Origin of the sequence: Mangrovimonas sp. DI 80 (assembly GCF_001975575.1) — a bacterium.
Classification (GTDB): domain Bacteria; phylum Bacteroidota; class Bacteroidia; order Flavobacteriales; family Flavobacteriaceae; genus Mangrovimonas_A; species Mangrovimonas_A xylaniphaga.
In genome coordinates, this window is record NZ_MSDT01000004.1 from 88,196 (window position 1) to 112,390 (window position 24,195).

Consider the following 24,195-nt stretch of genomic DNA (forward strand, 5'->3'; position numbering starts at 1 on the left):
ATTCTTTACCAAATTCTTGTAGAGGAATAGCATTGTAAAAATTAGCGTACCTTTGCGGCTTGTTAAAAAGAATGACGCTACACTATAGATTGTCATTTCCAAACAATTTATATGTCATTTAAAGCACTCGGGCTAACAGAAGCCATCTTAAAAGCGGTAGATAAAAAAGGGTATACCGAACCGTCTCCAATTCAACAAAAAGCAATTCCATCCATTTTAGAAGGGAAAGATGTCTTGACATCGGCACAAACCGGAACCGGAAAAACCGCAGGGTTTACTTTGCCAATGTTACACTTATTGTCTCAAGAGGCTCCTTTAAGAAATCGCCCAATTCGTGCCTTGGTGTTGACGCCTACGCGGGAATTGGCGGCTCAAGTACATGACAATGTGAAGGAGTATAGCACGTTTCTGGATATTAAATCTGCCGTTATTTTTGGAGGGGTGAACCAAAACCCACAAGTAGCAACCTTAAGAAAAGGAGTTGACGTATTGATCGCTACTCCAGGGAGATTGATGGACTTGCACAATCAAAAGTTGTTGTCTTTGGCTAAAGTGGAATTCTTTGTATTGGATGAAGCCGATCGAATGTTGGACATGGGTTTTTTACGCGACATTGAAAAAATCATGAAAATGATTCCTGCGAAGCGTCAAAACTTATTGTTTTCGGCTACCTTTTCCAAGGACATCAAAAAGCTGACCCATAGTATTTTGAGACATCCTGTTCAAGTGGAGGCAACCCCTGAAAATTCAACAGCCGAAGCGATTAATCAAAAAGTCTATCGCGTTGCCAAAGGCAAAAAAACAGGCTTGATCATAAAGTTGATTAGTGAAGGCAACTGGAAACAGGTCTTGGTCTTTACTCGTACCAAGCATGGCGCCAACAAACTTACCAAAAAGATGATCTCTAGTGGCATTACGGCAGCGGCAATCCACGGCAATAAAAGTCAAGGTGCCCGAACCAAAGCTTTGGCAGGCTTTAAGGATGGAAGCATCAATGTGTTGGTGGCAACGGATATTGCTGCCCGCGGATTGGACATTCCTTTATTGCCGCATGTGGTGAATTTTGAACTGCCCAACATTTCTGAAGATTATGTACATCGTATAGGAAGAACCGGTAGGGCAGGTGCTAGTGGTGAAGCCATTTCTTTGGTGAGCGCCGATGAAACCACCTATTTAAAAGCCATTGAAAAATTGGTGGGAGAGAACATTCCTGTGGAAATCTTGGAAGGCTTCGAACCTGATCCCAATGCATCTACTGAGCCTATTAAACCTGGGCAAGGGAACAGAAATCAGAAATCACGCCGACCAAAAACTGGCCAGGCAAATTCTAAAAGTGAAGGATCAAAGAATACCACATCCAAAAATAAAAAGCCAAAACGTTATAGAGGAAGACGATCTAACGAGCCTCGTAGCTAATTTTTGAAATCATGGAGCAGCCCAATAACCCATTACACGGTATTACCTTAAAACAAATGGTGACTGAGCTTCAGGAACATTATGGTTGGGAGTATATGGGATATATGGTCAATATTCGCTGCTTTACACATAATCCTTCCATTAAATCAAGTTTGACATTTCTTAGACGAACACCTTGGGCTAGGACCAAAGTAGAAGAATTGTATTCGGAGATGTTGCAGAATAGGAGATAAAGCTTTGAATATGATTACAGGCTAAGCCTTGCCAAATAATCAAAGTGGTCTCCTTCCTTTACGAGTTCACATTTTAGTCCAACGGAAGTGCAGGCAGTGTAGAGCGTATTAAAGTCAAGGTACAGCCATTTCATGGGAAGTTCCTTTTCACCTTTGTAGCTTAAAAAGTAGTCCAGTTCGCCATAATAATTGGCATTGGTGTCAATCCACAAACCGCCATCTTCGTCTTCATACATGTATTTGATATCTGAAGAGTCGATTAAAATTTGCCCATTTGGATTCAGCAGGGATTTTAAATGGTATAGGTAGGTAGCTACTTGGGAAAGTTCTTGGAAAATTCCCGTACCGTTCATCAACAGCAAAATAGTGTCAAAGGTTTCGGTTTCTTCCAGAATAGGAAGAACTTCAGCATTTGTAACACCTCTATCTTTGGCAACGGTAACGGCTCCTTCAGAAATATCGATGGCTTTAACTTTTAGTCCTTTCTCCTGTAAATACAAACTGTGACCACCTGCACCACAACCCACATCCAAGACCTTTCCTTTGGCAAGTTGAAGGGCTTTTTGTTCCAATTTGGGCATGTCCTTATAAGTTCTGAAGAGATAAGGAAGCGGCAGTTCATCTTCCTCCGAAATATTGGTAGAGGTTGTCAAATCTTCCGTGTAATTACCTTGGTGGTAATCCAAAAGGGCTTGTCCAAATAAATCTTTCATAGCAGTACTGTTAATAGTTGGGTGCTTGGTGATGGTATCTTGGGAGTTTCTTATTTTTGCAGCATGGAAGACATCATCAAAAATCTACCAAAACAGGTCAAAGATAGACATAAGGAAAACAAAACCTTCTTTGCCAAGCTTAAAAAAAAGCCACCTAAGCAATTGGACTATATCATGCAGGAGTTGCATGAGGAAGAGTTTGAACGTACCAATTGTTTGGAATGTGCTAATTGCTGCAAAACCACGGGACCTTTATTTACTGACAAGGATGTGGACAGGATTGCGAAGCATTTCCGTATGAAACCATCCAAATTTATCGATGAATTTTTAAGGGTAGACGAAGATAATGACTACGTACTGCAAAGTGTGCCTTGTACGTTTTTGGGAGCAGACAATTATTGTTCGATTTATGAAGTAAGGCCCAAAGCTTGCAGGGAATATCCGCATACCGATAGAAAAAAGTTTCAGCAAATCTCCAATCTTACACTAAAGAATGTAGCCATTTGCCCTGCCGCTTTCAATATTGTGGAGGAAATGAAAAGGCGTATTAAGCTTTAGGCGATTCCCAATAAAAGGAAGTTTAGGAGAGAGCATTTTTAGTATCTTTAGTCAAAACTTTTCTTCTTGGAATCTATTATTGATTACTTCGAAACCATTCCTTCGCTCCACCGAAGCATTATTTTGGTTGGAGGGATTGCCTTCTTTTGGATGTTGGAAGGCGCAGCTCCTTTATTTCAATTCAAATACCACAAATGGCGACATGCCATCCCTAATTTGTTTTTTACGGCAACAACGGCGTTGGTCAATTTGCTTTTGGCCTTTTTGTTGTTCAAAACGGCCAATTTGGTCCAAGAGCATAACTTCGGAATTTTGAATTGGCTGCCAGAGATGCCGCTTTGGTTGTATGCGCTTTTGGGAGTGTTGTTGCTGGATTTCTTTGGCGCCTATTTGGCTCATTATGTAGAACACAAAGTAAAACCCTTGTGGATGGTGCATCTCGTTCACCACACCGATCATAATGTAGATACCACTACGGCCAATCGTCACCATCCAATCGAAAGTGTCATTCGGTTTGTGTTTACCTTGTTTGGGGTGGTGGTCATTGGTACTCCTATTGCTTTGGTGTTTATTTACCAATCGCTTTCGGTGGTGTTTACCCAGTGGACACATGCCAATATTAAAATGCCCAAGCGTTTGGATACATTCTTAAGTTATTTTTTTGTGTCCCCGGATATGCATAAGGTTCATCACCATTATGTGTTACCTTATACGGATTCCAATTATGGAAATATTTTTTCTATTTGGGACCGTTTGTTAGGGACTTATATGGAGTTGGACCGAGACAAATTGGTGTACGGTGTGGATGTATTTCCAAATGAAGAGGAGAATGGCAATTTGGGAAATTTGTTGACACAGCCTTTTCAGAAATATAAAAAGCCCACAATTTTACCAGTCAATGAAGATTTATAAAGCAGCATGTCATTTCTTACTCTTCGCAATTATGACCAATTGTAATTCCAAACAGTTTATCGGGGTACAGGGCCACAGAGGCTGCAGGGGGATGCTTCCGGAAAATTCACTTCCAGCATTTCAAAGAGCTGTTGAGGTTGGTGTGCAAACTTTGGAAATGGATGTGGTGGTATCCAAAGACCGAAAGGTCGTGGTGTCGCACGAGCCTTTTATCAGTCGGTTTTATTGTTTGGATCCCTTCAGCAATGAAATTCCCTTGGTAGATGATATGGCTTATAACCTTTATGAGATGACCTATGATTCCATAAGGCAATTCGATTGTGGTAGCAAACAACATCCAAGGTTTTCGCAGCAACAAAATATGCGGACTTTTAAGCCACTCATGACTGAAGTATTTGATTTTGCTGATAGTTTAAATAGGCATATTGCCTATAATATTGAGTTGAAGGCAAGACCTGATTATGATGTGCTGTACACTCCAGAACCTGCAGATTTTGTACAATTGGTATTGAAGGATATTGAAAAAAAGCAAGTGTTTGAGCGTTGCAACTTACAGTCCTTTGACGTGAGAATTCTGGAGGAAGTAAAAAAGCAAGCGCCCGAAATGTCCGTAGCACTTTTGGTAGATGAAACAGAATCCATTGAAGAGAAACTCATGGAACTCAGCTTTCAACCAGAAATCATAAGTCCGTATTTTGAACTTCTTTCAAAGGAAATGGTAGCCACATATCAAGCTTCGGGCTATAAAATCATTCCGTGGACAGTTAATGAAACTGCCCACATCCAAAGAATGATTGATTATAAGGTCAACAGTATTATCACCGATTACCCTTTACGGGCACTTCAGCTTTTAAATAAGGAATAACTATTATTTGTAAAGAAGATAAGGTTGACGCATTTGGTCATAGGTCTTCAAGCCGCGCACCCAAGTTTTTTTGATTTCGTCTGCCGTGTGGCGCTTTTCAATTTGTTTTTGCAAGGTTTTGGTCCCCGCCAATTTGGTGAAAAAGTCATTGAAAAAAATCGGTTTGTCAATGGTGTTTTGGTAGGCGTTGATGAGGTAATTCAAATCCAAACGAGCTAAGTTTGGAGAGTCACTTAGGTTTTCTCCGTAGCATAACATCCCTTTATGTTTAGGGTGTTTGGAGCCCGCATTTGGTTGCGGTAAAAACTTAAATGTGTACATGCTTTTATCTAAATAAGGACTTCCGTAGATTTCAAATGGTTTTGGAGTCCCACGTCCAGCACTTACATTGGTGCCCTCAAAAAAGCAAAGGCTAGGGTATAGGTTAATTGCTTTATCGGTAGGTAAGTTTGGAGACGGCGCAATGGGAAGGCTATAGCTTCTTTGATGGGTATAATTTTGAACCGGAATTACCGCCAAATCACACGTAACTCCATTGTCCAGCCAATGTTCGCCATTGATCATTTTTGCATATTCCCCAATGGTCATACCGTGTACCACCGGTACAGGGTGCATGCCTACAAAACTTTTGTATTCTTTTTCTAAAATTGGGCCGTCTATATAATGTCCGTTAGGGTTAGGGCGATCCAAAATCAAAACAGGGATGTTTTGTTCGGCACAAGCTTCCATGACATAATGTAAGGTAGAGATGTAAGTATAAAATCGAGCACCCACATCTTGGATGTCGAATACCACTAAATCTAAACCTTCCAATTGAGTTGCTGATGGCTTTTTGTTGCTTCCATAAAGAGAGATGATTGGTAATTTGGTTTTGGAATCGATGCCATCTTTTACATGTTCTCCGGCATCGGCAGTGCCCCTAAAACCATGCTCGGGTGCAAATACTTTTACAACATTTGTTTTTAAGGCAACTAAAGAATCCACCAAATGGGTGTAACCTTTTTTATGAAAGATCACAGAGGTTTGATTGGCCACAATCCCAATTTTTTTTCCTTGTAATAAAGGTAAGTAGGCTTCGGTTTGGTTGGCGCCAACTGCAATGGGAGCATCAAGGTCAACTTCCTTGGAGGTATAACTAAAGTCTGAAAAATTGGAAGCGTTGCCGCCAGCTTCGGAAGTGGCAATGTTTCCACAGGAAAACGCTATTAAAACAAATAATAAAACTGTATTTTTGAAAACGGTTAATCGCATAAAAGTATTTTGAATTACGAATTTTTCTTAGCTAAACGCATTATTGGCAGTAAAGCGTATAAAAGTAGTGTTTCGGCCCCAATTATAAAAATTGGCATTACCGCCATAGCCATAGGAATTATCGTTATGCTCATTGCTGTGGCCACAGGGTTGGGACTTCAAAAAAAGATACGCGATAAAGTTGTGGCCTTTAATGGGCACGTCACCATTTCCAATTATGATACCAATGTCTCTGATGAGTCAGAAATACCGGTATCTTTAAATCAAGATTTTTATCCCGAATTTAAGGGAATAGAGGGCATTTCGCATGTGCAAGGCGTGGCCAAGAAGTTTGGTGTCATCCGTACCGAAACCGATTTTGAAGGTGTGGTATTAAAAGGTGTAGGTCAGGACTACAATTGGAAATATATTCAGGATTTTTTGGTTGAAGGACGCCTTCCAGAATTTGGTGAGCAGATGGGGAATGAAGTGCTCATTTCACAATACATTGCCAATAGGTTAAAGTTTGAGGTAGGAGATTCTTTTCAGATGGTGTTTGGAAAGGAGGATGCCAATCAAATCCCAAATATCAGAAAGTTTACGGTGGTAGGAATTTACAATTCTGGGTTTCAGGATTTTGATAAGACCTTTATTATTGGTGACTTGAAGCAGGTGCAAAGACTTAACAAATGGCAAGCAGATCAAGTTGGGAATTTTGAGGTGTTTATTAATGATTTTGATCAAATTGAAGAAAAAGGACTAGAGATTTATGAGGCAACCCCTTCCAACCTGAATGCTGAAACGATTACCGAGAAATACATTTCAATTTTTGAATGGATCAATATTTTCGACAATAATACTTATGGGGTTATTGGAATCATGATTATCGTGGCGGGGATCAATATGATTACGGCGCTCTTGGTATTGATTTTGGAACGTACCCAAATGATTGGGATTTTAAAAGCCTTGGGAAGTTCTAATTGGAGCATTCGGAAAGTGTTTCTCTATAATGCGACTTACCTAGTTGGTTTGGGCTTGTTTTGGGGAAATTTGATAGGGCTGTCGCTTTTGGCTATCCAATATTATTTTGGTGTTTTGCAATTTCCAAATCCCGAACAATATTATATGACGACTATTCCAGTTTACGTGAGCCTTAAAAATATATTGTTGCTGAATATAGGCTGTTTTTTAGCTTGTATGCTCATGTTGTTGGTGCCTTCATATATTGTTACTAGAATTTCTCCAGTCAAAGCCATCAGGTTCGAGTAATTAGAAGAAGGTGACATCTTTAACTTTTGCCATTTGTTTATTTATGGTAATTTTAAAGCATGGACTACGCAGAAAATATCTTAGGAACCATTGGGAACACCCCTTTGGTGAAACTCAATAAACTTACCGCAGAATTGCCTTGTTTGGTATTGGCGAAATATGAAACGTTCAATCCTGGAAATTCCGTAAAGGACCGAATGGCCTTAACGATGATAGAAGATGCCGAAGCAGATGGAAGACTGCAGCCTGGAGGCACTATTATTGAAGGGACTTCCGGAAACACAGGAATGGGGTTAGCGCTTGCAGCCATTGTAAAAGGTTACAAATGTGTTTTTGTAATCAACGACAAACAGTCCAAGGAAAAAATGGATGTGCTTAGGGCGATGGGAGCAGAAGTAGTAGTGTGCCCAACAGCTGTGGCTCCTGACGATCCCCAAAGTTATTATTCCGTAGCGAAGCGATTGGCAAAAGAAATTCCAAATTCTTGGTATGTTAATCAATATGATAATCCTAGTAATACCAAAGCACATTACGAAAGTACAGGGCCAGAAATCTGGAAACAGACGGATGGGAAAGTAACGCATTTTGTGGTGGGAGTGGGTACTGGTGGTACTATCTCAGGTGTAGGGCGTTATTTAAAGGAGCAAAATCCCAATATTAAGGTCTGGGGAATTGATACCTATGGCAGTGTTTTTAAAAAATATCATGAAACGGGTATTTTTGATGAGAAGGAAATCTATCCTTACGTCACAGAAGGAATAGGGGAAGATATTCTGCCAAAAAATGTAGACTTTAGTATTATTGATGGATTTACCAAAGTCACCGATAAGGATGCAGCCATTTACACCCAATTATTGGCAAAGGAAGAAGGGATGTTTCTTGGGAATTCTGCTGGAGCAGCCGTAAAAGGATTGCTTCAAATGAAGGAGCATTTTACCAAAGATGATGTGGTAGTGGTACTGTTTCACGACCATGGAAGCCGCTATGTGGGGAAAATGTTCAATAATGACTGGATGAGTAAAATGGGGTATATTGAGTAAAGAAAGTATGTTTTTTATTTTAGATTTCTTTCTTGTGTTTGTATTTCAATATGTTGCGATGTAAATATTTCTTATTTTTAAGAGATGCAAGAAGATTTTCTACATTATCTCTGGAAATATAAAATCCATAAGACATCGAATCTTAAAACTACTTCTGGGGAAACAGTGACCCTAGCAAATGTAGGGCAGCATAATACAGATTCTGGTCCTGATTTTTTCAATGCTCAAATAAAAATTGGAAATCAGCTGTGGGCGGGTAATGTTGAGGTGCATGTAAAATCTTCCGATTGGTTTGTGCACGGGCACGAACAGGACCAAGCTTACGACAATGTGATTTTACATGTGGTATGGGAACATGATACCGAAATTTTCAGAAAAGATAATTCCGAAATTCCCACTTTGCAATTAAAGGATAAAGTGGACACGCAGTTGTTGGACACCTATTCCGAACTATATTCCAAAGGGAATAAATGGATTTATTGTGAAGACAATCTGTCCAAAACTGATCGGTTTGTTTTAAACAATTGGTTGGAGCGTTTGTACATTGAGCGTTTGGAACAGAAGTATCAAACTATTGAGAAACTGCTTTCAGATTCAAAAAATGATTGGGAGGCTGTATTGTTCAAAATGTTGGCCAAAAACTTTGGATTGAAAGTCAATGGCGACGCATTTTTCAGTTTGGCACAGTCGGTTGATTTTTCCGTAGTCAGAAAATTGCAGAGCAACCAATTTGGTTTGGAAGCACTTTTCTTTGGGCAGTGCGGTTGGTTGGACAGTGAATTGGAGGATGTTTACTATTTGAAACTTCAAAAAGAGTATGGATTTCTGAAGCAGAAATTTCAGCTTTCCAATGTGTCTGTTTTAGCACCGCAATTTTTTAGGCTGAGGCCGCCAAATTTCCCGACTATCAGATTATCGCAGTTGGCAAGTCTATATGCAAATGAAAAGCAATTGTTTTCAAAACTTATGGAACTTAACTCGCTTGAAGATTATCATAAGGTTTTGGATTGTGAAACGTCACTGTATTGGGAAACCCATTATTCTTTTGGCAAAAGCTCCAAGCCATCCAAAAAACGATTGACCAAAACCTTCGTCGACTTACTTCTTATCAATACTATTATCCCAATAAAATTTGCCCATTGCAAAGCAAATGGAAAGGAGATTGATAACGTGGTGCAATTGGCGCAACAGATTCATGCAGAAAGTAATAGTTTGCTTTCTGCCTTTGCCAATTTGGGGATAAAATGTCAAAACGCACTACAATCGCAAGCCTTGATTCAGTTAAAGAGGAACTATTGTGAAAGGCAAAAGTGTCTTGACTGTGCGATTGGCGCAAATATTCTACAGTTGGTCTAATAGCTTAATGTTTTAAGAATTTATTTTCTTGGTTTTCGGCTTAAAAATTTAAATTGTTAAATAAATTAACATTTGAATGAATAAAAATTAAAAAAGATGGAGCTAAAATCAATTATTAAGTATTCTATAATGGGGACTTTGGGTTTGACAATTTTTAATTGTCAACCAGATGCAACCGATCAAGTAGATGAAGAAATAGAAACGGTGTCTTTTATGGAGTCAAAAGTGATTCCTGGAAGTTATATTGTAGTGTATAATAACGCCAACCAAAGAATGGCACCTTTGCCAAAGGTGAAAACACTTCAGGAATATACCTCGCAAATGAATGGGTTAAAACGTTTGTTTTTAAATGAGTTTGAAACAATAGGATTGGAGGATTCCCATATTACGGCAACCTTTGGCCATGCTGTTAAAGGTTTTGCTGCCAATTTATCTGAAGCCCAATTACAAAATTTACAGAACGATCCAAGAGTTTTGAGGATTGAACAAAATTTCACCATGAGCATTTCTCCCTATAAAGGAAAACCTGGAGGAGGAAATACGGGGACTAGCGATACACAACAAATACCTTACGGAACTACTAGAGTTGGTGGTGGAAACACAGCATCAAGCCATACGGCATGGATTATTGATTCGGGTATAGATTTGGATCATCCCGATTTGAACGTGGATGTGTCTAGAAGCGTTTCTTTCTTATCAGGCTCTGGAGCAAACAGTGCCGATGATCAAAATGGTCATGGAACCCATGTGGCTGGAACCATCGCAGCTTTGGACAATAATATAGGTTCTGTGGGTGTTGCTCCCGGGACTACGGTTGTGGCCGTTCGTGTATTGGACCGTCGCGGAAGTGGTAGTTTATCAGGAGTTATTGCGGGTGTGGATTATGTTAAGGCTGAAGGAGAAGCAGGAGATGTTGCCAATATGAGTTTGGGCGGAGGTGTATCACAGATTTTGGATAATGCAGTTATTGCAGCTGCAGCAGAATCGGGTGTGAAGTTTGTGTTGGCGGCAGGAAATGAATCCAACAATGCCAATAGTCATTCACCAGCAAGAGCCAATGGAGCTAATATCTATACCATTTCGGCCATGGATTCTGATGATAATTGGGCGTATTTTTCAAACTATGGAAACCCTCCAGTAGATTATTGTGCCCCTGGAGTAGGTGTTTATTCTACATGGAAAAATGGAGGGTATAATAGCATAAGCGGAACTTCCATGGCGGCACCACATGCAGCAGGAGTCTTGTTATTGGGTAATCCTTCCACAGATGGAACTGTTAACGGTGATCCAGATGGGAATGCAGATGCTATAATTCATCTCTAAACGGAATATATAGTTTTAAAAAGCCACTTTTTCGAAAGTGGCTTTTTTTTGTAATTTAAAATCATCAAATTTGTTTTAATGAATATATTCTACAAGATATTACTGCATTTTCAGAAACACGGCTATTATGTGTGTCAACGTATTGCCGACCGTTTGGGGATTAGGGCCAAAGTGGTAAGGACGTCCTTTATTTACTTGACCTTTGTAACCCTTGGTTTTGGTTTTGCCCTGTATTTGATTCTTTCCTTTTTAATGCGTGTCAAGGACTTACTCTATACCAAGCGTTCTTCGGTTTTTGATCTATAAATATATGAACAGTACCTTACTTCGTCTTTCCAAATCCAAAACAACCATCGCGATATTGCTGTTGGCTTTTTTGGTTTTTTCGGGAATGATTGGGTTCAGGATCATTTCTGGTTATAATTGGATTGATGCCCTCTACATGACGGTTATTACCATTACTACGGTGGGGTTTGGAGAGGTGCGTCCGTTGGATGATCAATCCAAAATTTTTACAGTGTTTTTGATTTTGGCGAGCATTGTCATTGTGGGGTATGTGATTAGTGTATTGACAGAGTATTTGCTAAGCCAAAATAGTTTTGAAGAATTAAAACAAAAGAATATGCAAAAGCGAATTGACCAACTTCAGGACCATATCATTATATGTGGGTATGGCCGAAACGGGACACAGGCGGCCAAAAAGTTGATAGCCTACAATAAACCATTTGTGGTCGTTGAGCAGAATAAAGAGCTTATTGATAAGTTTGAAAGTGAGCTGGTAAATTTCATTCACGGGAATGCCAATGAAGATGAGGTGCTCCACAGGGCTGGTATCAACAGAGCAAGTACGTTGATTTCGGCGTTGCCAAATGATGCCGATAATTTGTTTGTGGTACTTTCCGCGAGACAAATTAATAAGAACTTAAGGATCATTAGTAGGGCTTCACAGGAGACAACCTATAATAAATTGAAATTGGCAGGAGCAGACAATGTCATTCTTCCCGATAAAATTGGAGGGGACCATATGGCTTCCTTGGTTGTGGTTCCTGATTTGATTGAGTTTATAGACAACCTTTCCATAGTAGGAAGGTCGCATGTGAATATTGAAGAAATTGAAGTGGCAAAGCTTTGCAGTGATGCCGATGAAAAGACCATTCGAGACTTGGATTTGCGCAATAAAACGGGGTGCAATATCATCGGGTTTAAAAATGGGGCCGGGGAATATATTGTAAATCCAGAGGCTGAAATGAAGCTAGGAGTCAACTCCAAGATCATTGTTTTGGGGCGTCCGGAGCAGATTCAAAAACTGAATTCGGTCTACAATATCAGGTAGTTAATTTTTGATTTTAACAACCAAGGCTTTATTAGTTCAATTTTTTTTAGCATCTTGGCGACCCTAACAATAATTAATTAAGAAATAACTAAATTTAAAATTCCATATGAAGAAATATCTTCTATCGTTACTTTCAGTTTTATTACCAATTTTAACTTTTGCACAAGAGTCAACTTCCGAAAAAATCGATGCCTTTTTTAAGGACTATACCGGATGGTTTGTAGAGTGGATTTTCAAGGAAATTCCCTTTTCAGACACCTACAGTATTCCGTGGGTGCTTATTGTGTTGATAGGAGGTGCTATATATTTTACCGTTTATTTCAAATTCATTAATATTACAGGTTTCCGTACGGCAATTAGAGTGGTACAGGGGAAATATGAAGATATTGAAAAGCATGGAGCTGACACTTTGTATGGCGATGTGACGCCTAACGATCATGAAAATATCATTGAAACCTTAAGGGATGATAGTGCGGAAGGAGAAGTGTCCCACTTCCAGGCCCTTACAGCAGCCCTTTCTGCCACTGTAGGTTTGGGGAATATTGCAGGTGTGGCCGTAGCCTTGTCTATTGGTGGTCCCGGGGCAACCTTTTGGATGATCATGGCTGGACTTTTAGGGATGGCTTCCAAATTTGCAGAATGTACCTTAGGGGTGAAGTATAGAGACGTTGGAAAAGATGGAACCGTTTACGGAGGACCAATGTACTACTTGACCAAAGGTCTTAAGGAAAAAGGAATGGCTGGTTTTGGAAAGATATTGGCAGTTTTATTTGCGGTGTTTGTAATTGGTGGTTCTTTTGGAGGTGGAAATATGTTCCAAGCCAATCAAGCGGCAGCTCAATTTATTAAGTTGTTTGAATTGCAAGACGTTTCCAATGCAGGGATGTATTTTGGAATTGTGATGGCGGTTATTGTAGCCGTAGTGATTATTGGAGGAATCAAAAGAATTGCTTCTGTAACGGAAAAAATTGTACCGTTCATGGCTGGGATTTATGTGTTGGCAGCTTTGATTATTTTAGGAGCTAACTTCACACTTATCGATGACGCTTTTGCGTTGATTTATGATGGAGCCTTTTCAGGACTGGGAATCGCGGGAGGTCTTGTAGGAGTGATGATCCAAGGGATTCGTCGTGGTGCATTTTCCAATGAAGCAGGTGTTGGTTCGGCAGCTATTGCCCACTCGGCAGTAAGAACCAAGTATCCAGCCTCTGAAGGAATTGTAGCGCTTTTGGAACCATTTGTAGATACCGTGGTTATCTGTACTATGACTGCTTTGGTAATTGTAATTACCAATTTCAACGGGCAATTTATGGAGTACGGGGTGCCAATTAAGGAAGGTGTTGAGTTAACAGCTATTGCGTTTGACTCTGTGATTCCTCATTTCTCTGTAGTGTTGACCTTGGCAGTAATCCTATTTGCGTTTTCTACCATGATTTCTTGGTCTTACTACGGAATGCAAGGGTGGGTGTTTTTGTTTGGAAAAGGAAAAACATCAGATTTAGTATATAAAATTTTATTCCTATTTTTTGTGGTTGTAGGATCTTCTATCAGCCTTGGAGCTGTTATCGATTTCTCCGATGCCATGATTTTTGCAATGGTGGTACCTAACATTATTGGTGTGATAATTTTGGCACCGATTATCCGTAGAGAACTTGGAAAATATAAGGAAGCCATAGAGGTGAAACATGATGCATTGGAAGAAGGAGCAACAGATTTGACCGAACATATGTAAAAACAATTAAAATGAAAAATATAAAATCCCATTTCGTGTTTACCAAACAACAACGGAATGGGATTTTGTCTTTATTGAGCCTAATTGTTATTCTTCAATTAGTATATTTCTTTGTGGATTTCCCAAGGAAGGAAATTGATTTCGATAATGAAAATCTTGAAAAATTTCAAAAGGAGATCGATTCTCTTAAAGTTGTTGAAATCGAAAAACGCCAACCAAAAATCTTTCCATTCAACCCAAACTTTATTACAGATTACAAAGGGTATACTTTGGGGATGAGCAATGAGGAAATTGACAGATTGCTTCATTTTAGGGAACAGGGAAAGTGGATTAATTCCAAAGAGGAATTCCAACAGGTTACAATGGTTTCTGATTCGTTGTTGAATACCATGGCTCCCTATTTTAAATTCCCAGATTGGGTGATGAATACTTCTGAAGCAAAACCGAAATCCATTAAGGTAAATCCTCCACTAACAAAAATAGATTTAAATAAGGCGAGTCAAGAGGATTTAAGGAAAGTGAACGGTATTGGAGAAGTGCTTTCCAAACGGATTGTTGATTATAGAAAAACATTGTCTTCAGGCTTTATATCGATGGTGCAGTTGCAGGAGGTATATGGTCTGTCACCTGAGGTCATCGAGCGCATGTCCGAACGATTTTTTGTGAAGGAACCGGAGAATTTAATTAAGGTAAAATTGAACACAGCTTCCAGGGATGAGCTGGTGACCATTAAGTATATTGACTATGAAATTGCCCATAAAATTATTGAAGAACGGACGCTTCGCGAGGGGTTTAAATCGCTGGAGGAATTAACAAAAGTAAAAGACTTTCCTGTTCATCGGTTTGAGATAATTAAGCTATATTTGACGCTTAATTAACTCTAGAATACTATATTTATGAATAGCATGTACTTCACTGAAGAACATCAGCTTTTTCGCGAAAGCCTTAAGGAATTTTTAAAAAAAGAAGTCGTACCACATATAGATAAATGGGAAAAAACTGGGACTATAGAGCGGTTTATTTGGGAGAAATTTGGAGAGATGGGATACCTTGGATTGCCTTATCCAGAGGCCTACGGGGGACTTGATTTAGATTTGTTTTATACCGTGATTCTTTTGGAAGAATTACAGAAAGTGAATTCAGGAGGATTTGCTGCAGCTATTTGGGCGCACACCTATTTGGCCATGACGCATTTGAATAAAGAAGGCAACCACGATATTAAAAAGAGATATTTGGAACCTAGCATTGCTGGAACCAAAATTGGAGCCCTTTGTGTAAGTGAGCCTTTTGGAGGAAGTGATGTGGCAGGAATGCGAACTACAGCGGTTAAAGAAGGAGATTCTTATCTAATTAACGGATCAAAGACTTTTATTACCAATGGTTACTACTGTGACTATATGGTAGTGGCTGCCAAGACAAACCCAGAATTGGGAAATAAAGGGATCAGTATGTTTGTGATTGATAAGGATACCCCAGGAATCTCTGCTTCTAAATTGGATAAATTGGGATGGAGAGCATCTGATACTGCGGAAATAGCTTTTGACAATGTGGTGGTGCCAGCTTCTAACTTAATGGGTGAAGAAGGAAAAGGATTCCCTTATATCATGCAGCACTTTGCTTTGGAAAGACTGATTATGGGAGTGAACGCCCACGCTAGAGCAGAGTATGCTTTGGAGTATGCCCTTCAATATATGTCTGAAAGAAAAACTTTCGGTAAATCAATTGATCAATACCAAGCCTTAAGACACAAGTATGCCGATATGTACAGTTTTATGGAATTGTGCAAGGAGTACAACTATTCTGTAGCCAATAGATTGAATAAAGGAGAGTATGTGGTTAAGGAAGCGACAATTTCCAAACTGCAATCCACTAAAATGGCAGATGAGGTAATCTATGGTTGTTTACAGTTTTTAGGTGGGTATGGCTATATGGAGGACTATCCAATGGCGCGCCTTTTAAGAGATAGTAGGCTAGGGCCTATTGGAGGAGGTACTTCCGAAATCCTTCGTGAGATCATTTCCAAAATGGTAATCGACAAAAAAGATTATAAACCAGCAACCTAATATTTTATGAGAAGTCCCCATTTTAAGGTTCTTTTTGCCATGGCTATCGGCTTTTGTGCGATGCCTTCCTTTGCGCAAAAAGAACTCAAAAATAAAATTGTGGATTTTGCAACATTGATGCCTGTTGAAAGTGCCAGTATCTATGTTCAAAACACAACAATTGGTACGGTAAGTAACGCCGATGGAAAGTTTGTCCTTTTGGTTCCTAACGAGTTTGCAAAGGACACCTTGGTAATATCTTCCATTGGGTATAAGAGTTATAAAGTGCCAGTTGGTGAATTTGACAACAGCATGGAAATTTATTTGGAGGAAGATATTGCTTCCTTGGATGAGATTCTTTTGGTGGCTGAAACAAGACCAGAAACAGGAAACGAAATTGTGGAACGGGCCTTGGGGAAATTGGGGGACAATTTCCCTGAGGAACCATATGTTCAAAAAGGTTTTTTAAGACATAAGGAACGAAATAAAAAGGAATTCAAGTGGCTCATAGAAAGCGCTATTACCCTATACGATTCCAGTTTTACTTCCGATGCCGACGTAAACTTAAAGATTAATGTAGATGAAATGCGCAAGAGTTATGATTTGCGCGATGTAGATAGTTTGTTGGCCTATACAGCTTATTTGAAGCAGGAAAAGAAGCTTAGAAACCTAAGGGCTAAAAACCTAAGACGCGATACCATTGCAACGGCTTCCTTGGTTAAAGCTATAAAATGGAATGATAGAAGAACCAATGGTTTGGAGCATTTGTTTCAGGGTAAATTGAATTTACTTAGAAACACTAATTCCAATAAAGCACTTTTTGGTGATCACATGTTAGAAAACCATCAATTTGAATTGGATACTGTTTTGGTGGATAATGGTAGAAAGATTTATAAAATTAAGATTGATGCTAGTACCGATTTTGTGAATCTGGAAACACCTGGGATTTATAACGACGGTTATGTGGCCAATGGTTGGATTTACATTTATTGGGACAATTACGCGGTGAAGAAAATAGAATACGAATTGGTAGCATCTTCCCCTCAGCAAAAGAGTAGAAGTAAAAATTTGTTCGGGACACAGGTAAACCATAAGTTGGTAATGACCTATATGGAGTATAATGACAAAATGTATCCTAGTTACATTTATTATGAAACTCCAAAACTGGTCAATGTGGGGGCAAAGGTTTCTTCCAAAGATCAAAATGAAGCTTACGATCCAATTGAACGCTATTATTATTCGGTGCAGGAAATCCTATTTACGGAGATTATTGTAGATCCAGAAGCGATTGCATTAGAAGCGCAAAAGGATTGGAATCCGGATATCTTTTCTGTGAAACCATATAACAAGGAATTTTGGAAAACCTATAACACCTTGTTGGAGAGTGAAGAAGATGAACAATTGATTCAGGATTTAACCAAAAGATCGTCTTTATATAAGGAGTAAATATTTTTTTTCATTTTAATTGCAATTAATAGATTACTTCTTATATTTGCCAACCGAAAAATTCTAAAAGAGAGGAGGTTAAGATACTATGTTAATTATACCAATTAAAGAAGGAGAAAATATAGATAGAGCGCTAAAGCGTTACAAGCGTAAATTTGATAAAACTGGTACTAAGCGTGCATTGCAAACTAGAAAGCAGTTTACTAAGCCATCAGTAGAGCGTAGAGCTCAAATTCAAAAAGCTCAATATATCCAGACTCTTAGAGATCTAGAAAACATCTAAGAATACATTTATTCTTAATTAAAATCCTGCAATCGCAGGATTTTTTTTTGCCGTTACTTAAGTAAATAATACTTTGTACTTTTAATGATATTCATTCCATAGAGAATATGTCCATAATAGCTTTTACAGATTACCTACTGCACGAAAAGAAATATGCCCTGCTTACCATAAAGGCATATTCTAAAGATTTGGGAGACTTTCAAGAATTTATCGCTTCGGAATATGGAGAACAGTCGTTACAGGATTTAGAGTATCGACAAATACGAACCTGGATTGTTTCCTTGGTAGAAAAGGGAATAAGTAACCGCAGTATCAATAGAAAGGTGTCGTCATTGAATTCCTATTATAAGTTTATGGTAAAGATCGGAGATATGGAAAGTAATCCATTGGCTAAACATAAGGCGCTAAAAGCTCCAAAAAAGGTACAGGTTCCTTTTTCCGAAGATGAGATGAATGCGGTAATCACGGCTCTGCAATGCGAAACCGATTTTGAAGGGCTGCGTGACCGTTTGATTATAGAGCTGTTTTATGCTACTGGTGTAAGGAGGATTGAATTGGTGCAGTTGAAGGTGGCCGATTTGGATTTAGCCAATAAAACGTTAAAAGTTCTAGGGAAGCGAAATAAAGAGCGTATCATCCCGTTAATAGATTCTGTGGTGCAAACAGCCAAGCAGTACCTTGAAGTAAGAAGTTCTTTAGATAATATTGTGGATGAAGCGTTTCTTTTTTTGACAAAAAAAGGTGTGAAAATTTACGAAACTCTTGTTTACAGAATTATAAATGATTATTTTAGTAGGGCATCTACAAAAGTAAAAAGGAGCCCTCACATATTGCGGCACTCGTTTGCCACACATTTACTGAGTCAAGGTGCAAATATGAATGCAGTAAAAGAACTTCTTGGGCATTCCAGTCTTGCAGCAACACAGGTTTATACCCACAACAGTATAAACGAGTTGAAAAAGGTGTATTCAAACGCACATCCAAGAAGTAAAAAACACGAATAGATAATTGTTCAATGTCTAACCATTAAGAATGAAGGATTGCATCCATACCTATAGCAGAATTTAATTTTTTAAATAGGAATTTGAAAAATTAAATTTTTTTTATGGGCAGCGGTCTTACATTCTTTTTAAATTTTTAAACATATGAAAGTAAACACACAGTCAGTCAACTTTAATGCAGACAAAAAGTTGATAGCGTTTATCCAAAAGAGAATGGATAAATTAGATTTATTTTATGACAGGGTTATCCAGTCTGACGTATTTCTGAAAGTGGAAAATACTAGTGCTAAGGAGAATAAAATCTTCGAGGCTAGGGTAAGTGTTCCCGGAGATAGTCTTGTCGTTAAAAAACAATGCAAGACATTTGAAGAAGGGGCCGATAGTGCCGTTTCATCCTTGGAGCGCCAACTCAAAAAGCGAAAAGAAAAATTAAGAACACATATATGACAAAATTTTTCAAAAAATGTTTTGAATAAAGAAATAAATATATACATTTGCAGTCCGTTAGAAATAGCGGACTTTTTTGTTGTACAAAAAGGCATCAAAAGCCGATATAGCTCAGCTGGCTAGAGCAGCTGATTTGTAATCAGCAGGTCGTGGGTTCGAGTCCCTCTATCGGCTCAAGTTCTTTAAGAGAAATGATCTAAAATATTGTAAAAACCATTGGGGAGATACTCAAGCGGCCAACGAGGGCAGACTGTAAATCTGCTGACTATGTCTTCGCAGGTTCGAATCCTGCTCTCCCCACTTTTTTACTCTATTTAAATTTTTAAAAAGCGGGAGTAGCTCAGTTGGTAGAGCGTCAGCCTTCCAAGCTGAATGTCGCCGGTTCGAACCCGGTCTCCCGCTCTTTTTAAAAAGCCGGTGTAGCTCAGGGGTAGAGCGTTTCCTTGGTAAGGAAGAGGTCACGGGTTCAAATCCCGTCATTGGCTCATATTACAGTGAATTAAATTTGAACACTAATATAAATTAAGATTAAATAAATTAAACATGGCAAAGGGAACTTTTGATCGTTCGAAACCACACTTAAACATTGGTACTATCGGACACGTAGATCACGGTAAAACAACTTTAACTGCCGCTATTACAAAAGTATTAGCTGATGCGGGTTTATCTGAAGCAAGATCATTCGATCAAATTGATAACGCTCCGGAAGAGAAGGAAAGAGGTATTACAATTAATACATCTCACGTAGAGTATCAGACTGCAAATCGTCACTACGCACACGTAGATTGTCCTGGTCACGCCGATTACGTTAAGAACATGGTAACTGGTGCTGCGCAAATGGATGGTGCTATCTTGGTGGTTGCTGCAACAGATGGTCCTATGCCTCAAACTCGTGAGCACATCCTTTTAGGTCGTCAGGTAGGTATTCCTCGTATCGTTGTTTTCATGAACAAAGTTGATATGGTTGATGATGAGGAGCTTTTAGAGTTAGTAGAAATGGAAATCAGAGATTTGTTGTCTTTCTATGAGTATGATGGAGATAACGGTCCTGTAATTGCTGGTTCTGCTCTTGGTGCACTTAACGGTGAGCAAAAGTGGGTTGATACAGTAATGGAATTGATGGAAGCTGTTGATGCTTGGATTGAAGAACCAGTACGTGATATGGATAAGCCTTTCTTGATGCCTATCGAAGATGTATTCTCTATTACTGGTCGTGGTACTGTTGCAACTGGACGTATCGAAACTGGTGTAGCTAAAACTGGAGATCCTGTAGAGATCATCGGTATGGGAGCTGAGAAATTGACTTCTACTATTACTGGTATCGAGATGTTCCGTCAAATCTTGGATAGAGGTGAGGCTGGAGATAACGCAGGTATCTTATTAAGAGGTATCGATAAAAACCAAATCTCTAGAGGTATGGTAATCGTTAAGCCAGGTTCTGTAACTCCACACAAAAAGTTCAAAGCTGAGGTTTATATCCTTAAGAAAGAAGAAGGTGGACGTCACACGCCATTCCACAACAACTACCGTCCACAGTTCTACGTACGTACAACTGACGTAACAGGAAACATTAGCCTTCCTGATGGAGTTGAGATGGTAATGCCTGGAGATAACCTTACTATTACTGTAGAATTGATCCAACCAATCGCGATGAACGTAGGTTTACGTTTCGCTATCCGTGAAGGTGGACGTACAGTAGGAGCTGGTCAGGTAACTGAAATCTTAGACTAATAATATTTATAGTTTATAAATTAAGGTGTCTTGTACATTTTAGCAAGACGCCTTGATTTATATTTACGGGTTTAGCTCAGTTGGTAGAGCACTGGTCTCCAAAACCAGGTGTCGTGAGTTCGAGTCTCGCAACCCGTGCAAATTTTTAGATTACATTTTTTTAACGTAAGTTGAGAGTTTGTAATCTGATAAAAACTTTTAAGTCAAATGGCAGGAATTGTTAATTATATAAAGGAATCCTTTGAGGAATTAAAGAATAATGTGTCATGGCCTACTTGGGCAGAAGCGCAAAGCTTAACTGTTCTTGTGGCTGTTTTCTCTATTGTTTTTGCATTGGCTATTTGGGGAGTGGATACTGTTTTTAGTAAAGTTATTAAACAATATTTTGATTTAATCAGCTAAAACACTTTTGAATGTCTGAGACAAACACAAATAAGAAATGGTACGTTGTTAGAGCCGTAAGTGGTCAAGAAAACAAAATCAAAACCTATATCGAGAATGAAATTACGAGATTGGGTCTAGAGGATTTTGTTGACCAAGTATTGGTTCCTACAGAAAAGGTGATTCAAATACGTAACGGGAAAAAGATACACAAGGAACGTGTGTATTTTCCTGGTTATATAATGATTCAAGCTAATTTAAGTGGAGAAATTCCACACATCATCAAATCCATTACCAACGTAATTGGATTTTTAGGTGAAACAAAGGGAGGTGATCCTGTGCCGTTAAGACAATCTGAAGTAAACAGAATGTTAGGTAAAGTGGATGAGCTTACGGTAGATGCCGATGCTAATGTGGCAATCCCTTACACCATTGGTGAGACAGTAAAAGTAATTGACGGTCCATTTAATGGATTTGATGGTACTATCGAAAAGATCAATGAAGAGAAGCGTAAACTTGAAGTTATGGTGCGAATTTTTGGAAGAAAAACACCATTGGAGTTGAGTTATATGCAAGTGGAAAAAGTTTAATAATTGTTACCAGATATATCGTATGTCTTTTTGCTTCCATATTAAGAGACATGCAAAACTAAATTTATTAAAATGGCAAAAGAATTAAGTAAAGTAGTTAAATTACAAGTTCGGGGAGGTGCTGCGAATCCGTCGCCACCAGTTGGACCCGCTTTAGGTGCTGCTGGAGTTAATATCATGGAGTTCTGTAAGCAATTTAATGCGAGAACCCAAGATAAAGCTGGTAAAGTATTACCAGTAGTTATCTCTGTTTACAAAGACAAATCTTTTGATTTTGTAATCAAAACTCCTCCAGCTGCTGTACAATTAATGGAAGCGGCCAAAGTAAAAAAGGGATCTGGAGAACCGAACAGAAAGAAAGTAGCTAAAATAACTTGGGATCAAGTTAGAGCTATTGCAGAGGACAAAATGCAAGACTTGAATGCATTTACAATTGAGTCTGCTATGACAATGGTTGCAGGTACTGCAAGATCAATGGGAATCACTGTTAAAGGCGGGGAAGCTCCTAACTAAAAATTTTTGAAATGGCAAGATTAACAAGAAAGCAAAAGGAAGCAAGAGCTAAAGTTGAGAAAAACAAGCTTTATTCTCTTGAGGAAGCTTCAAACTTATTAAAGGAAATTACTTATACTAAATTTGATGCTTCTGTAGATATCGCTGTTCGTTTAGGAGTAGACCCACGTAAAGCTAACCAAATGGTTAGAGGTGTAGTTTCTCTTCCTCACGGAACAGGTAAGGATATGAAAGTATTGGCCTTGGTAACTCCTGACAAAGAAGCTGAAGCTAAAGAAGCTGGAGCTGATTATGTAGGTTTAGACGAGTACCTACAAAAGATCAAGGACGGTTGGACAGACGTAGACGTTATCGTTACAATGCCTAGCATTATGGGTAAATTAGGACCATTAGGTAGAATTTTGGGACCTAGAGGTTTAATGCCTAACCCTAAAACTGGTACTGTAACTATGGATGTGGCTAAAGCTGTTAGTGAAGTAAAAGCAGGTAAGATTGATTTCAAAGTAGACAAAACTGGTATCGTTCACGCTCCAATCGGGAAGGCGTCTTTTAGCGCTGACAAATTGGTAGGTAACGCACAGGAATTACTTTCTACATTGATGAAATTGAAGCCTACTGCAGCTAAAGGTACTTACGTGAAAAGTATTTTCATTTCTAGTACTATGAGTCCAAGTATTGCAGTAGATACAAAAATAAACTAAGTAGTTAAACTTTTATATTATGACAAGAGAAGAAAAATCACAAGTTATTGAAGAGTTGACTGCTCAGTTAGCAGAGAATCCTAATATTTATTTAGCAGATATTTCTGGATTAAATGCAGGAAACACTTCAGAGTTACGTCGTGCATGTTTTAAAGCAAACGTACAATTAGCTGTAGTAAAGAATACATTATTGGCTAAAGCCATGGAAGCTTCTGAGAAAGATTTTGGAGAGCTGCCAGGTGTACTTAAAGGAAATACGTCAATTTTGTTTTCTGAAACAGGAAACGCGCCAGCAAAGGTTATCAAAGCCTTCCGTAAAAAATCTGAAAAGCCGTTGCTTAAAGGAGCTTTTATTGAAGAAGCAATTTATGTTGGGGACGATCAATTAGATGCATTGGTTGACATCAAATCTAGAGAAGAGCTTATTGGAGATATCGTGGCATTGCTACAATCGCCTGCTAAGAACGTTGTGTCTGCTCTTAAGTCTGGAGGCGGTACATTGGCCGGTATCATCAAGACGTTATCCGAGAAAGAAGGATAATCCAAATAAGTACGCACTTAAACAAATATATTTTTAAAAATTTTATTAAAACGATAGAAAATGGCAGATTTAAAAGATTTCGCAGAACAATTAGTTAATTTAACAGTTAAAGAAGTAAACGAATTAGCTACAATATTAAAAGACGAGTACGGTATTGAGCCAGCTGCTGCTGCTGTAGCAGTTGCTGCAGGTGGAGCTGCTGCAGGTGGAGAAGCTGCAGAAGAGCAAACTGAATTCGACGTAATCCTTAAAGCAGCTGGTGCTTCTAAATTAGCAGTTGTTAAATTGGTTAAAGAATTAACTGGTTTAGGATTGAAAGAAGCTAAAGAATTAGTTGACGGTGCACCTAGCACAGTTAAAGAAGCTGTATCTAAAGATGAAGCAGAAGCTTTAAAAGCTTCATTGGAAGAAGCTGGAGCTGAGGTTGAGCTTAAGTAAGCTTAACTAACCTACAAAATATGGTTTAGGTCTAGAGGTAACCTCTAAGACCTAAACCCTTTTGTGTATATAACTGTTATATACATCCTTTATATTATTTT

Annotated in this window: 27 protein-coding genes and 5 tRNA genes; 30 read left to right on the forward strand and 2 right to left on the reverse strand. The window is 38.8% G+C overall.

Annotated elements, in window-relative coordinates:
- The first annotated feature begins 111 nt into the window (after positions 1 to 111).
- Positions 112 to 1,416: a DEAD/DEAH box helicase gene (locus tag BKM32_RS08185; protein WP_076663390.1), complete on the forward strand. Its 1,305-nt coding sequence runs from the start codon at positions 112 to 114 to the stop codon at positions 1,414 to 1,416.
- Between the two features lie 11 nt (positions 1,417 to 1,427).
- Entirely contained in the window at positions 1,428 to 1,649 is a 222-nt protein-coding gene (locus BKM32_RS08190) for a VF530 family DNA-binding protein (RefSeq protein WP_076663391.1), read from the forward strand.
- Positions 1,650 to 1,663: 14 nt separating this feature from the next.
- Here BKM32_RS08190 and BKM32_RS08195 read toward each other — a convergent pair whose 3' ends face one another.
- The gene (locus BKM32_RS08195; protein WP_076663392.1) at positions 1,664 to 2,362 is read right to left on the reverse strand and encodes a bifunctional 2-polyprenyl-6-hydroxyphenol methylase/3-demethylubiquinol 3-O-methyltransferase UbiG; all 699 of its coding nucleotides are present in this window, start codon (positions 2,360 to 2,362) and stop codon (positions 1,664 to 1,666) included.
- Positions 2,363 to 2,425: 63 nt separating this feature from the next.
- Between BKM32_RS08195 and BKM32_RS08200 the strand changes: the two genes are divergently transcribed.
- The 3 genes from BKM32_RS08200 to BKM32_RS08210 all read left to right on the forward strand — a co-directional run bounded on the left by BKM32_RS08200 (position 2,426) and on the right by BKM32_RS08210 (position 4,697).
- A complete protein-coding gene (locus tag BKM32_RS08200; protein WP_076663393.1) occupies positions 2,426 to 2,920 on the forward strand; it encodes a YkgJ family cysteine cluster protein in 495 nt (164 codons plus the stop codon).
- A 66-nt stretch (positions 2,921 to 2,986) separates the two neighbouring features.
- On the forward strand, positions 2,987 to 3,832 hold the full coding sequence (locus tag BKM32_RS08205) for a sterol desaturase family protein (protein ID WP_076663394.1): 846 nt from the start codon (positions 2,987 to 2,989) through the stop codon (positions 3,830 to 3,832).
- 31 nt (positions 3,833 to 3,863) lie between these two features.
- Entirely contained in the window at positions 3,864 to 4,697 is an 834-nt protein-coding gene (locus BKM32_RS08210; protein WP_083702136.1) for a glycerophosphodiester phosphodiesterase family protein, read from the forward strand.
- A 3-nt stretch (positions 4,698 to 4,700) separates the two neighbouring features.
- On the opposite strand, the gene BKM32_RS08215 is transcribed toward BKM32_RS08210, so the two are convergent.
- On the reverse strand, positions 4,701 to 5,948 hold the full coding sequence (locus BKM32_RS08215; RefSeq protein ID WP_076663396.1) for an exo-beta-N-acetylmuramidase NamZ domain-containing protein: 1,248 nt from the start codon (positions 5,946 to 5,948) through the stop codon (positions 4,701 to 4,703).
- 9 nt (positions 5,949 to 5,957) lie between these two features.
- On the opposite strand from BKM32_RS08215, the gene BKM32_RS08220 reads away from it, so the two are divergent.
- From BKM32_RS08220 to rplL, 25 genes are all read left to right on the forward strand, one after another.
- Positions 5,958 to 7,196 (forward strand): ABC transporter permease, encoded by a 1,239-nt coding sequence (locus BKM32_RS08220; protein WP_076663397.1) that lies wholly within the window; start codon positions 5,958 to 5,960, stop codon positions 7,194 to 7,196.
- A gap of 59 nt (positions 7,197 to 7,255) precedes the next feature.
- Positions 7,256 to 8,236: a PLP-dependent cysteine synthase family protein gene (locus BKM32_RS08225; protein ID WP_076663398.1), complete on the forward strand. Its 981-nt coding sequence runs from the start codon at positions 7,256 to 7,258 to the stop codon at positions 8,234 to 8,236.
- A gap of 84 nt (positions 8,237 to 8,320) precedes the next feature.
- Entirely contained in the window at positions 8,321 to 9,592 is a 1,272-nt protein-coding gene (locus BKM32_RS08230; RefSeq protein WP_076663399.1) for a DUF2851 family protein, read from the forward strand.
- A gap of 96 nt (positions 9,593 to 9,688) precedes the next feature.
- On the forward strand, positions 9,689 to 10,915 hold the full coding sequence (locus BKM32_RS08235) for a S8 family peptidase (RefSeq protein ID WP_076663400.1): 1,227 nt from the start codon (positions 9,689 to 9,691) through the stop codon (positions 10,913 to 10,915).
- A 78-nt stretch (positions 10,916 to 10,993) separates the two neighbouring features.
- Positions 10,994 to 11,221: a PspC domain-containing protein gene (locus BKM32_RS08240; protein WP_053977394.1), complete on the forward strand. Its 228-nt coding sequence runs from the start codon at positions 10,994 to 10,996 to the stop codon at positions 11,219 to 11,221.
- 4 nt (positions 11,222 to 11,225) lie between these two features.
- The gene (locus BKM32_RS08245; protein ID WP_076663401.1) at positions 11,226 to 12,248 is read left to right on the forward strand and encodes a TrkA family potassium uptake protein; all 1,023 of its coding nucleotides are present in this window, start codon (positions 11,226 to 11,228) and stop codon (positions 12,246 to 12,248) included.
- A 106-nt stretch (positions 12,249 to 12,354) separates the two neighbouring features.
- Complete coding sequence (locus BKM32_RS08250) at positions 12,355 to 13,980, forward strand: sodium:alanine symporter family protein (RefSeq protein ID WP_076663402.1); 1,626 nt, start codon at positions 12,355 to 12,357, stop codon at positions 13,978 to 13,980.
- Positions 13,981 to 13,991: 11 nt separating this feature from the next.
- Complete coding sequence (locus BKM32_RS08255) at positions 13,992 to 14,858, forward strand: helix-hairpin-helix domain-containing protein (protein ID WP_076663403.1); 867 nt, start codon at positions 13,992 to 13,994, stop codon at positions 14,856 to 14,858.
- 18 nt (positions 14,859 to 14,876) lie between these two features.
- Positions 14,877 to 16,043 carry an acyl-CoA dehydrogenase family protein gene (locus BKM32_RS08260; RefSeq protein WP_076663404.1) on the forward strand — a complete coding sequence of 389 codons (1,167 nt, stop codon included), beginning with the start codon at positions 14,877 to 14,879 and terminating at the stop codon, positions 16,041 to 16,043.
- 6 nt (positions 16,044 to 16,049) lie between these two features.
- On the forward strand, positions 16,050 to 17,468 hold the full coding sequence (locus tag BKM32_RS08265) for a carboxypeptidase-like regulatory domain-containing protein (RefSeq protein ID WP_076663405.1): 1,419 nt from the start codon (positions 16,050 to 16,052) through the stop codon (positions 17,466 to 17,468).
- Positions 17,469 to 17,556: 88 nt separating this feature from the next.
- Entirely contained in the window at positions 17,557 to 17,751 is a 195-nt protein-coding gene (rpsU, locus tag BKM32_RS08270) for a 30S ribosomal protein S21 (RefSeq protein WP_053977400.1), read from the forward strand.
- Positions 17,752 to 17,858: 107 nt separating this feature from the next.
- Positions 17,859 to 18,755: a tyrosine-type recombinase/integrase gene (locus BKM32_RS08275; protein ID WP_076663406.1), complete on the forward strand. Its 897-nt coding sequence runs from the start codon at positions 17,859 to 17,861 to the stop codon at positions 18,753 to 18,755.
- 141 nt (positions 18,756 to 18,896) lie between these two features.
- Entirely contained in the window at positions 18,897 to 19,199 is a 303-nt protein-coding gene (hpf, locus tag BKM32_RS08280) for a ribosome hibernation-promoting factor, HPF/YfiA family (protein ID WP_053977402.1), read from the forward strand.
- A 100-nt stretch (positions 19,200 to 19,299) separates the two neighbouring features.
- A tRNA-Thr gene (locus tag BKM32_RS08285) sits at positions 19,300 to 19,373 on the forward strand.
- 44 nt (positions 19,374 to 19,417) lie between these two features.
- Positions 19,418 to 19,499, forward strand: a tRNA-Tyr gene (locus tag BKM32_RS08290).
- Between the two features lie 29 nt (positions 19,500 to 19,528).
- Positions 19,529 to 19,601 (forward strand) — tRNA-Gly (locus tag BKM32_RS08295).
- A gap of 11 nt (positions 19,602 to 19,612) precedes the next feature.
- A tRNA-Thr gene (locus tag BKM32_RS08300) sits at positions 19,613 to 19,684 on the forward strand.
- A gap of 58 nt (positions 19,685 to 19,742) precedes the next feature.
- Entirely contained in the window at positions 19,743 to 20,930 is a 1,188-nt protein-coding gene (gene tuf / locus BKM32_RS08305; RefSeq protein ID WP_053977403.1) for an elongation factor Tu, read from the forward strand.
- Between the two features lie 65 nt (positions 20,931 to 20,995).
- Positions 20,996 to 21,068, forward strand: a tRNA-Trp gene (locus BKM32_RS08310).
- A 69-nt stretch (positions 21,069 to 21,137) separates the two neighbouring features.
- Complete coding sequence (secE, locus tag BKM32_RS08315; protein WP_053977404.1) at positions 21,138 to 21,332, forward strand: preprotein translocase subunit SecE; 195 nt, start codon at positions 21,138 to 21,140, stop codon at positions 21,330 to 21,332.
- An 11-nt stretch (positions 21,333 to 21,343) separates the two neighbouring features.
- A complete protein-coding gene (nusG, locus tag BKM32_RS08320; protein WP_053977405.1) occupies positions 21,344 to 21,901 on the forward strand; it encodes a transcription termination/antitermination protein NusG in 558 nt (185 codons plus the stop codon).
- A gap of 72 nt (positions 21,902 to 21,973) precedes the next feature.
- On the forward strand, positions 21,974 to 22,414 hold the full coding sequence (rplK, locus tag BKM32_RS08325; protein ID WP_053977406.1) for a 50S ribosomal protein L11: 441 nt from the start codon (positions 21,974 to 21,976) through the stop codon (positions 22,412 to 22,414).
- Positions 22,415 to 22,425: 11 nt separating this feature from the next.
- Positions 22,426 to 23,115, forward strand: a complete 690-nt coding sequence (gene rplA, locus BKM32_RS08330; protein WP_053977407.1) for a 50S ribosomal protein L1 — start codon at positions 22,426 to 22,428, stop codon at positions 23,113 to 23,115.
- 19 nt (positions 23,116 to 23,134) lie between these two features.
- Positions 23,135 to 23,656 carry a 50S ribosomal protein L10 gene (rplJ, locus tag BKM32_RS08335; protein WP_053977408.1) on the forward strand — a complete coding sequence of 174 codons (522 nt, stop codon included), beginning with the start codon at positions 23,135 to 23,137 and terminating at the stop codon, positions 23,654 to 23,656.
- Positions 23,657 to 23,716: 60 nt separating this feature from the next.
- Positions 23,717 to 24,094 (forward strand): 50S ribosomal protein L7/L12, encoded by a 378-nt coding sequence (gene rplL / locus BKM32_RS08340; protein WP_076663407.1) that lies wholly within the window; start codon positions 23,717 to 23,719, stop codon positions 24,092 to 24,094.
- The last annotated feature ends 101 nt before the right edge of the window (positions 24,095 to 24,195 follow it).

What these genes read in the sequence shown, in the direction of transcription:
- BKM32_RS08185 (WP_076663390.1), top strand. Translation starts at nt 112, where the DNA reads ATGTCATTTAAAGCACTCGGGCTAACAGAAGCCATCTTAAAAGCGGTA.
- BKM32_RS08190 (WP_076663391.1), top strand. Translation starts at nt 1,428, where the DNA reads ATGGAGCAGCCCAATAACCCATTACACGGTATTACCTTAAAACAAATG.
- BKM32_RS08195 (WP_076663392.1), bottom strand. Translation starts at nt 2,362, where the DNA reads ATGAAAGATTTATTTGGACAAGCCCTTTTGGATTACCACCAAGGTAAT.
- BKM32_RS08200 (WP_076663393.1), top strand. Translation starts at nt 2,426, where the DNA reads ATGGAAGACATCATCAAAAATCTACCAAAACAGGTCAAAGATAGACAT.
- BKM32_RS08210 (WP_083702136.1), top strand. Translation starts at nt 3,864, where the DNA reads ATGACCAATTGTAATTCCAAACAGTTTATCGGGGTACAGGGCCACAGA.
- BKM32_RS08215 (WP_076663396.1), bottom strand. Translation starts at nt 5,948, where the DNA reads ATGCGATTAACCGTTTTCAAAAATACAGTTTTATTATTTGTTTTAATA.
- BKM32_RS08225 (WP_076663398.1), top strand. Translation starts at nt 7,256, where the DNA reads ATGGACTACGCAGAAAATATCTTAGGAACCATTGGGAACACCCCTTTG.
- BKM32_RS08230 (WP_076663399.1), top strand. Translation starts at nt 8,321, where the DNA reads ATGCAAGAAGATTTTCTACATTATCTCTGGAAATATAAAATCCATAAG.
- BKM32_RS08235 (WP_076663400.1), top strand. Translation starts at nt 9,689, where the DNA reads ATGGAGCTAAAATCAATTATTAAGTATTCTATAATGGGGACTTTGGGT.
- BKM32_RS08240 (WP_053977394.1), top strand. Translation starts at nt 10,994, where the DNA reads ATGAATATATTCTACAAGATATTACTGCATTTTCAGAAACACGGCTAT.
- BKM32_RS08245 (WP_076663401.1), top strand. Translation starts at nt 11,226, where the DNA reads ATGAACAGTACCTTACTTCGTCTTTCCAAATCCAAAACAACCATCGCG.
- BKM32_RS08250 (WP_076663402.1), top strand. Translation starts at nt 12,355, where the DNA reads ATGAAGAAATATCTTCTATCGTTACTTTCAGTTTTATTACCAATTTTA.
- BKM32_RS08255 (WP_076663403.1), top strand. Translation starts at nt 13,992, where the DNA reads ATGAAAAATATAAAATCCCATTTCGTGTTTACCAAACAACAACGGAAT.
- BKM32_RS08260 (WP_076663404.1), top strand. Translation starts at nt 14,877, where the DNA reads ATGAATAGCATGTACTTCACTGAAGAACATCAGCTTTTTCGCGAAAGC.
- BKM32_RS08265 (WP_076663405.1), top strand. Translation starts at nt 16,050, where the DNA reads ATGAGAAGTCCCCATTTTAAGGTTCTTTTTGCCATGGCTATCGGCTTT.
- rpsU (WP_053977400.1), top strand. Translation starts at nt 17,557, where the DNA reads ATGTTAATTATACCAATTAAAGAAGGAGAAAATATAGATAGAGCGCTA.
- BKM32_RS08275 (WP_076663406.1), top strand. Translation starts at nt 17,859, where the DNA reads ATGTCCATAATAGCTTTTACAGATTACCTACTGCACGAAAAGAAATAT.
- hpf (WP_053977402.1), top strand. Translation starts at nt 18,897, where the DNA reads ATGAAAGTAAACACACAGTCAGTCAACTTTAATGCAGACAAAAAGTTG.
- tuf (WP_053977403.1), top strand. Translation starts at nt 19,743, where the DNA reads ATGGCAAAGGGAACTTTTGATCGTTCGAAACCACACTTAAACATTGGT.
- secE (WP_053977404.1), top strand. Translation starts at nt 21,138, where the DNA reads ATGGCAGGAATTGTTAATTATATAAAGGAATCCTTTGAGGAATTAAAG.
- nusG (WP_053977405.1), top strand. Translation starts at nt 21,344, where the DNA reads ATGTCTGAGACAAACACAAATAAGAAATGGTACGTTGTTAGAGCCGTA.
- rplK (WP_053977406.1), top strand. Translation starts at nt 21,974, where the DNA reads ATGGCAAAAGAATTAAGTAAAGTAGTTAAATTACAAGTTCGGGGAGGT.
- rplA (WP_053977407.1), top strand. Translation starts at nt 22,426, where the DNA reads ATGGCAAGATTAACAAGAAAGCAAAAGGAAGCAAGAGCTAAAGTTGAG.
- rplJ (WP_053977408.1), top strand. Translation starts at nt 23,135, where the DNA reads ATGACAAGAGAAGAAAAATCACAAGTTATTGAAGAGTTGACTGCTCAG.
- rplL (WP_076663407.1), top strand. Translation starts at nt 23,717, where the DNA reads ATGGCAGATTTAAAAGATTTCGCAGAACAATTAGTTAATTTAACAGTT.